At 69.1% G+C, this 7,901-nt stretch carries 6 protein-coding genes; 3 read left to right on the top strand and 3 right to left on the bottom strand.

Translation table 11 applies throughout. The annotated features are described in order from the left end of the window. Window position 1 precedes the first annotated feature (1 nt). On the bottom strand, window positions 2-1,312 hold the full coding sequence (gene purD / locus ACTWQD_RS07495) for a phosphoribosylamine--glycine ligase (RefSeq protein ID WP_443195507.1): 1,311 nt from the start codon (window positions 1,310-1,312) through the stop codon (window positions 2-4). Between the two features lie 256 nt (window positions 1,313-1,568). On the opposite strand from purD, the gene ACTWQD_RS07500 reads away from it, so the two are divergent. Next, window positions 1,569-3,233 carry a molybdopterin-dependent oxidoreductase gene (locus ACTWQD_RS07500; protein ID WP_443195508.1) on the top strand — a complete coding sequence of 555 codons (1,665 nt, stop codon included), beginning with the start codon at window positions 1,569-1,571 and terminating at the stop codon, window positions 3,231-3,233. A gap of 35 nt (window positions 3,234-3,268) precedes the next feature. Then, entirely contained in the window at window positions 3,269-4,285 is a 1,017-nt protein-coding gene (locus ACTWQD_RS07505) for an asparaginase (RefSeq protein WP_443195509.1), read from the top strand. Between the two features lie 126 nt (window positions 4,286-4,411). Here ACTWQD_RS07505 and ACTWQD_RS07510 read toward each other — a convergent pair whose 3' ends face one another. Then, on the bottom strand, window positions 4,412-6,145 hold the full coding sequence (locus ACTWQD_RS07510) for a PIG-L family deacetylase (protein ID WP_443195510.1): 1,734 nt from the start codon (window positions 6,143-6,145) through the stop codon (window positions 4,412-4,414). A gap of 334 nt (window positions 6,146-6,479) precedes the next feature. On the opposite strand from ACTWQD_RS07510, the gene ACTWQD_RS07515 reads away from it, so the two are divergent. Continuing rightward, the gene (locus ACTWQD_RS07515) at window positions 6,480-6,929 is read left to right on the top strand and encodes a sterol carrier family protein (protein WP_443195511.1); all 450 of its coding nucleotides are present in this window, start codon (window positions 6,480-6,482) and stop codon (window positions 6,927-6,929) included. 38 nt (window positions 6,930-6,967) lie between these two features. On the opposite strand, the gene ACTWQD_RS07520 is transcribed toward ACTWQD_RS07515, so the two are convergent. Continuing rightward, the gene (locus ACTWQD_RS07520) at window positions 6,968-7,729 is read right to left on the bottom strand and encodes an SDR family oxidoreductase (protein ID WP_443195512.1); all 762 of its coding nucleotides are present in this window, start codon (window positions 7,727-7,729) and stop codon (window positions 6,968-6,970) included. Window positions 7,730-7,901: the final 172 nt, after the last annotated feature.

Consider the following 7,901-nt stretch of genomic DNA (forward strand, 5'->3'; position numbering starts at 1 on the left):
CTCAGGCCTGCGCTTTCGTGGCGGCAGGGGCGCCGGGCGCCTGCACCTTGATCTCGCCGCGGGCCGCCTTGCCGCCGATGTCGGTGCGGAACTGACTGCCGTCCAGCTGGACCAGCTCGACGCCGTCGTACGCCCGCTCGCGGGCCTCCACCAGGTCGGTGCCCAGCGCCACCACGGCGAGGACCCGCCCGCCGGCCGACACCACTTTGCCTTCGTCGTCGAGCTTGGTGCCGGCGTGGATCACGTGGACACCCTCAATCGACTCGACCTTCTTAAGGCCGCGGATGCGATCGCCGGTGCGCGGCGCGTCTGGGTAGTTTTCGGCGGCGACGACGACGGCGACGGCGGTTTCCTTGGACCAGCGCAGCGGCTGGACTTTGTCCAGCTCCCCCTTGGCGGCGGCCATAAGCAGCCCGCCGAGGGGGGTCTTGAGGCGGGCCAGGACGGCCTGGGTTTCCGGGTCGCCGAACCGGACGTTGAACTCGATGACCCGCGTGCCGCGGGACGTCAGCGCCAGGCCGACGAAAAGCACGCCGACGAAGGGGGTGCCGCGGTGGGCCATCTGGTTGACCGTGGGCTGCGCGACGCGGTCGATGACCTCCTGGACAAGGCCCTCGGGGGCCCATTCCAGCGGGGTGTACGCGCCCATGCCGCCGGTGTTGGGGCCCTGGTCGTTGTCGAAGATCCGTTTGAAGTCCTGGGCCGGGGAGAGCGCCACGGTGTTGCGGCCGTCGCAGAGGACGAAGACGGAGACCTCGGGGCCGTCGAGGAATTCCTCGATCACCACCGTGCCGCCGGCGTCGAAGCAGGTCTGGGCGTGCGCGAGGGCCTCGTCGCGGTTGCGGGTGACCACCACGCCCTTGCCCGCGGCGAGTCCGTCGTCCTTGACGACGTAGGGGGCGCCGAAGATGTCGAGCGCGTCGGCGGCTTCCTCGGCGGTGCTGGCCACGCGGGCCATCGCGGTGGGGACGCCGGCCTCGGCCATCACTTCCTTGGCGAACGCCTTGGAGGCCTCCAGCTGCGCGGCGGCCTTGCTGGGACCGAACACGGGGATGCCGGCGGCCCGGACGGCGTCGGACACGCCCGCGGCCAGCGGAGCCTCGGGGCCGACCACCACAAGATCGACGGCGAGTTTGGCTGCCAGGGCAGCGACGGCGCCGGGATCGTTCGCGTCGATGGCGTGTGTGGGGACCAGTTTGCTGATGCCGGCGTTCCCCGGGGCCGCGTGGACCTCAGACACGTTCGGGTCTGCAAGCAAGGCTCGGACAATGGCGTGTTCGCGGCCGCCGGGGCCGATGACAAGTACCTTCACAGTTCCCTAGGGTACTTTGTGGACCCGGCAGGCTCCTAAGCTGTGACCCCCGCGGGACATGCCCAGCCCTTGCCGCACCCGCTGGACAGAATGCCCGCATGTCCATGCCCGGGCATAAAGGATGCGCATGTCCCCCGGTGCCGGACCCGAAGAATGCGCATGTCCACCCTTGCCTGGCACGAAGAATGGGCATGTCCCCCAGTGCCGGACCCTGCGGGCGGCCCATCCGTGGCGGGTCCGGCGCCGAAGACTGGGTATGGAGAAGCCCAGCACGCAGACGCCCCTCGCGGACCAGCCAATCACCGGAAAGGCCGCGCGGAACCAGCCCGGCCGCCACGCCCCCGGCAAGCGGACCGGCGGGCGGCTGTCCGGTCCCACAGCGCTGGCCGCCCTCGCCGGGGTGGCCGCCGCCGCCGTCGTCCTGGCCGTTGCGGAACTGCTGGGCGCATTCTTTACGGCCCGCGCCACGCCGGTGATCGCCCTCGGCTCGACCTTCATCGACTTCACGCCGTCCTGGCTGAAGGATTTCGCGATCGCCACCTTCGGCACCAATGACAAGGTCGCCCTGTTTGTCGGCATGGCCGTCACCATCCTGCTGCTGGCCTGTGTGCTCGGCATCGTGGCCTACCGCAGGTGGGCCCTCGGCGTTGCAGGCGTGCTGCTGATGGGCGCCGTGATCGTCGCCAGCGTGGTGACCCGGGCCGGCGTGAAGCCCCTGGACGCCCTGCCCACGCTGGTGGGCACCGCAGCCGGGCTCATTGCCCTCCGTTTCCTGATCACGCGGCTGTGGCGGATGCAGCAGTGGCCGGACCAGGAGTCGGACCTGGCAGCGAAGGAGCCGGAACGTCCCGCCACGAGCCGCCGCGCCTTCTTCGCCGCGACGGGAGTCACCGCCGCAGCCTCGGCCATCGCCGCCACCGGCGGACGCATGCTGAGCGCAGCCCGCAGCAACATCGCCCAGGCCCGCGAATCCCTGCAGCTCCCCGCACCGGCAAAACCGGCCGCCGCCGTGCCCGCCGGCGTGCAGTCCGCGGCGCCCGGGGTCACGCCCTGGCTGACGCCCAACAACGACTTCTACCGCATCGACACCGCCCTGAGCGTTCCGGAAATCAACGTCGAGGACTGGGAGCTGCGTGTCCACGGCCTCGTGGAGCAGGAGGTGCGGCTGAGCTTCCAGGACCTGCTGGACGCGAAGCTGATTGAATCCCATGTCTCCCTGACCTGCGTGTCCAACCCGGTCGGCGGCAACCTGGCCGGCAACGCCAAGTGGCTGGGCATGCCCATCCGTGACGTGCTGGCGATGGCCCGGCCCACGGACGGCGCGGACATGGTGCTCTCCACCTCGATCGACGGCTTCAGCGCCTCCACGCCCCTCGAGGTTCTGCAGGACGACCGTGATGCCATGCTGGCCATCGGCATGAACGGTGAGGCCCTTCCGCTGGAACACGGCTACCCGGTGCGCATGGTGGTTCCCGGCCTCTACGGCTTCGTCTCGGCCACGAAATGGGTGGTGGACCTGGAAGTCACCCGGTTCGCGGACAGCCAGGCCTACTGGACGCAGCGCGGCTGGTCCGAGCGCGGCCCCATCAAGACCATGGCCCGGGTGGAAGTCCCGAAGTCCTTCGCCAAGGTCCCGGCCGGCCGTCTCGCCATCGGCGGCACCGCCTGGGCCCAGACCCGCGGCATCACCAAGGTCGAGGTGCAGATCGATAACGGCCCCTGGACCGAGGCCACACTTGCCGACGAGGCGTCGGTCATCACCTGGCGCCAGTGGTCCTTCGACTGGGAAGCCACCCCGGGACCGCACTACATCAAGGCCCGCGCCACCGACGGAACCGGCGAGGTCCAGACGGACCAGCGGGCGGATCCGGTTCCCGACGGCGCGTCCGGCTGGCAGTCGGTGATGGTGACCGTGGAATAACCGGCTATCACCGCCGGGCACCATAGACTTGCAGCATGCCCCTGAATCCGCACGCCACCTTCACCGTCGAGTCCGCCGTCGAACTGGCTGTCGTTGAACGCAGCGGCTTTGTGGAGTCCCGGCACATCGGCTCCGCCGTCCTGATCGCCGGGGACGGCAGTGTCGTCACCGAACTGGGCGACATCACCACGCCGATCTATGCCAGGTCCACGCTCAAGCCCCTGCAGGCTCTCGCCTCGATGCAGGCCGGAGTACCCCTGCGCGGGGCCCAGGCTGCGATCGCCTGCGGCAGCCATGTCGGCTCACTCGACCACATGGACGTCGTCGAAGGCATGCTCAAGGCCGCGGGCGTCAAGGAGGACCAGCTCCAGTGCCCGGCCGCCTGGCCCGAGGACGAGACCGCCCGCACCTGGCTGATCCGCACCGAGCGCGGCCAGTCCAAGCTCGCCTTCAACTGCTCCGGAAAGCACGCCGCGTTCCTCTGGGCCTGCACCGAGAACGGCTGGGACACCCGCAGCTACCTCGAACCCAACCACCCGCTGCAGCAGCGCATCCGCTCCGTTATCGAGGAATACTGCGGCGAGAGCATCGCCCACCTCGGCATCGACGGCTGCGGCGCGCCGGTGGCCGCCGTCTCCCTCACCGGACTGGCCCGGGCCTTCTCCAAGCTCGCCAAGGCGCCCGGCGACAAGAACTCCAACGCCCGGGCCGCCACCATCGCGACTTCCATGCTGGACTACCCGTGGGCCGTACAGGGCAAAGGCGAGTCCAACACCATCGTTATGGACGATCTCGGCATCCTCGCCAAAATCGGCGCCGAGGGCGTCCTGGTCATGGCCACCCCCGCAGGCGCCTCCGTCGCGATCAAGATCCTCGACGGCAACATCCGCGCCACCACACTCGTTGGCCTGACCCTGCTGGCTGCCGCTGGCGCGGTGGACGTACCGGAGGTTGCCAGCGTCCTGGACAAGGTAGTGGCACCCGTCCTCGGCGGCGGCCGGCAGGTGGGCAAAATCCGCCTCGGCCAGGCCGTCTCGGCCCTGCTGGACTGATCCGCGCTGCTGGACTAACCGCTCCTCCCCTGCAACGCGGGGTCACTCCCGGCCGATAAATCCCTATGGGACCGGCTGGAAGTGACCCCGCGTTGCTGTTTAAGGCGGGGGTTCGACGGCGGGGTTTCAGTTTCCGTAGGCCTGGAGCTCGGCGAGGCCGACGTTGCGGGTGGTGCCGCTGACGGTGGTGATGGTCAGCCGCAGGGTGGTGGTGGCGCGGTCGGGGAAGGTGATGGTGGTGGCCTTGCCCGTGTTGTCCAGCGCCGGGACCGGGACGGTGGTGCCTTCGGAGAAGGTCAGGGTGGCAGCGGTGATCTGGTCGTTGCTGTTGGGCCGGTCATAGAGGACCACCCGGTTCAGCGTGACGGCGGCGGGGAAGGCGAGGTTGAGGTAGCTCCCGGCTTTCCCGCCGACGGTGGCCCATTCCCGGGTGGCGTCCACGGGGTGCCCGGCGATCACGCCGTCGACGGCTTTGGCCGCTGTTTGGCCCGAGGCGGCGTTCTCCGAACTCGCCGTCACCGCCGCCGAGGAAGCGACGTTCGCTGCGGCCGGGACCGGGAGCGTGGCGGCGGTGCCGGGGTAGGCCTGGAGTTCGGCGAGCCCGACGTTGCGGGTGGTGCCGCTGACCGTGGTGATGGTGAGCCGGAGGCTGGTGGTGGCAAGGTCGGGGAAGGTGATGGTGGTGGCCTGGCCCGCGTTATTCAGCGCGGGGACCGGGACGGTGGTGCCGTCGGAGAAGGTCAGGGTGGCGGCGGTGATCTGGTCGTTGGTGTTGGGCCGGTCGTAGAGGACCACGCGGTTGAGGGTGACGGCGGCGGGGAAGGCGAGGTTGAGGTAGCTGCCGGCTTTCCCTCCCGTGGTGGCCCATTCCCTGGTCGCGTCCACGGGGTGCCCGGCGGCGACGCCGTCGACGGCTTTTGCCGCGGTCTGGCCCGAGGCGGTGTTCTCCGAACTCGCCGTCACCGCCGCCGAGGAAGCAACGTTTGCGGCAACCGATGCCGGCCCCTCGACGCTGGCCGCCTCCTTCGCGGCGACCGGCACGGCGGCAGGCACGGCGACCGTGTAGGAGCGGGATAGCCACGCCCCGATCGAGTTCGTGGAACAGTCGATGGCGGTGGTGCAGGTCTTGGAATCGTGCTGAGCGTAGACCAGGAACGCTTCGGTCTTGGCCGCCAGTTCCGGGTCGGCCACGTTGGACGGGCGCTTTTTGCTGGGATAGCCCTGGTAGCCCGTGATCGTATGGGCAGTTGTGTACAGCTGGTGGGCGGCGTGCACGAGGTAGGCGACGGTGTGGTGGTCGCTGTGGTCCCCGTCGCCGTACGTGCCGGCGAAGTCCAGCGTGGAAATCCGGTCCGGCTGGTAGCTGGTTATCAGCGCCAGGAGGGTGCCCTGGAGTCCTGCCAGGGTGTATGACGAGGAGCCGTTGACGGCCGTGATGCTGGTGATGAGGCCGGTGTAAAGCTTCTGCAGGCTCTGGTAGCCGTAGTTGGATCCGCCCCGCCCGTCGCGGTAACCGTCGGGCAGGCGCATGAAGGCCAGCGACAGCCGGGGAGCCCCGTCCAGGGTGGCCACCGGAATCGGGTGCCCGGCGATCCCGGCGTCCGCGACAGACCACGCGTCCGGAACTCCGGCAAGGTGCGCGTACGCGGCCTTCACCCCGTCCTCCCGCGCACCCCAATAGGCCTCGGAGTCGTTCGCGTCGCCGGCCGTGACGTAGACGGTGCGCACGCACAACCCGTCACGGATGGCCGAAAGAAGCATGGGGCTCTGGAAAATCAGGTCGTCATCCTGGTGCGCGACGACGTTCATCGCGGTTCCCTCCGGGCAGCCCCCATCCGCCAAGGCCTGGGGTGCGGTCACCAGACTTCCGGCCAGTGCGGCAACCATTGCGCAGGCCGCATATAAGAAGGTCCACCCGCGGTGCCGTAAAGAAGTCATCTGGCGCATCCCTAACTGGTCATCGCATCGCCCCGCCGTATACGACGTCAGGCCCAGATCCCGGGAGGGAACCCACAAATCGAAACTACATCGGTTTTACTTATTATTCAAGCTAAATGGTTTTCCATATAGTTGAAATACTTTCGAATCGACGTCGCTCGCCTTCTAGGCGAAGGGCGGAGGGTAGGCTGGAGTCAGAATCGGCCCGGCCAGAGGCTGGCCGGCAACTCTTTTGAATCAGCCGGGAGGCAAGTCAGTGGTGGTCCAGCGGCGTCGTATCGCACTCGATGAGGGCCGGGCGGCCCTCGCCGCCTGGCAGGCAGCCAACCCTGCGGCGGGCACCGCAGAGCCCGGCACCACAGAGCCCCGTGCGGCAACGCCCGGCGCCGCAGGCGAAGGCGGCCCGGCGGTAGGCACCGCGGTTCCCCGCAGTCTGCTCGCGACGGCGGTGCGCTACACCCTGGAAGAGGTCACGGCCCGGGCGCCCGGCAACTCGGTTGAGGTGCGCGTCCCGCCCTTCGGTGTCACGCAGTGCGTGGAGGGCCCCCGGCATACCCGCGGCACCCCGCCGAACGTTATTGAGTGCGACGCCGGCACCTGGCTGGCGATGGTCAGCGGCCGGTTGAGCTGGGCCGACGCCGTCGACGCCGGACGGGTGGCCGCTTCCGGGCTCCGCGCCGACCTGTCAAAGCTGCTGCCGCTGTAGACAAACGCGTTCGGCCTGGCCCGGCGGCTGCCGGAAAACTACCCGCGTCCGATGAACGGCATTCCGGCGGCCGTGACCACCAGGGACCCCACACTCGCGGAGGGCGGCATGCCGGCCATCAGCAGCACTGCACGGGCGGCGTCTTCGACCGGGAAGGTCGGCTCCACTCGGGTGCTGCCGTCGGCCTGGACAGCCCCGGAGCCGACGCCGATGGTGTCCATCAATTCGGTGGCCGTGTTGCCGATATCGATCTGCCCGCAGGTGATACCGAAGCCGCGGCCGTCCAAATCGATGCTCTTGGTCAGCCCGGTCATGGCATGCTTGGTCACCGCATAGGCCACTGTCCGGGGCCGGGGCGCATGGGCCGAGATCGAGCCGTTGTTGATGATCCGACCGCCCTGCGGCGACTGGGCCTTCATGGCCCGGACGGCGGCCGCGGCGCACAGCATGGACCCGGTCAGGTTGACCGCCAGGGTGGCCTCCCAGTCCGCCAGACTGATCTCGTCCACGGAAGCGGCGGGGCCGAACACACCGGCGTTATTGAACAGCACGTCCACGCGGCCCCAGCGCTGGAGGGTTGCGGCGAAAAGCCGCTCGACGTCGTCGGGCGCTCTCACATCGCAGGGGACGGCGAATGCCTGGGCATGCCCCGCCCCGGTCTCCAGCAACTGCGTTTCCCGCCGGCCGGCCAGCACCACCCGGTACCCCTCGGCGAGCATGAGCCGCGCCACCGCCCGGCCGATTCCCGATCCCGCGCCGGTGACGACGGCCACTCGGCCGGGCAGATGCTGTCGTGTCATCCGGCTAGCGTATGCCGAGTTGGCAGTTCACGGCAGTGCCCAGCTGGGAAAGTCAATTGGTCCGAGCAACGCGGGGGTTTATGCCGCCTCTTTTAGCAGCTGGTTCAGCCGGTTTGCTGGGGTTTCGAGGTTGAGGGTGGGCCGTGGCCGTCGGTTGAGTTTCGCAGCGACC

It is taken from the genome of Pseudarthrobacter sp. 1C304 (assembly GCF_052245515.1).
GTDB lineage: Bacteria > Actinomycetota > Actinomycetes > Actinomycetales > Micrococcaceae > Arthrobacter.

Excerpts from the sequence above, each read along its gene's own strand:
- ACTWQD_RS07500 (WP_443195508.1), top strand. The coding sequence starts at position 1,569 with ATGGAGAAGCCCAGCACGCAGACGCCCCTCGCGGACCAGCCAATCACC.
- ACTWQD_RS07505 (WP_443195509.1), top strand. The coding sequence starts at position 3,269 with ATGCCCCTGAATCCGCACGCCACCTTCACCGTCGAGTCCGCCGTCGAA.
- ACTWQD_RS07520 (WP_443195512.1), bottom strand. The coding sequence starts at position 7,729 with ATGACACGACAGCATCTGCCCGGCCGAGTGGCCGTCGTCACCGGCGCG.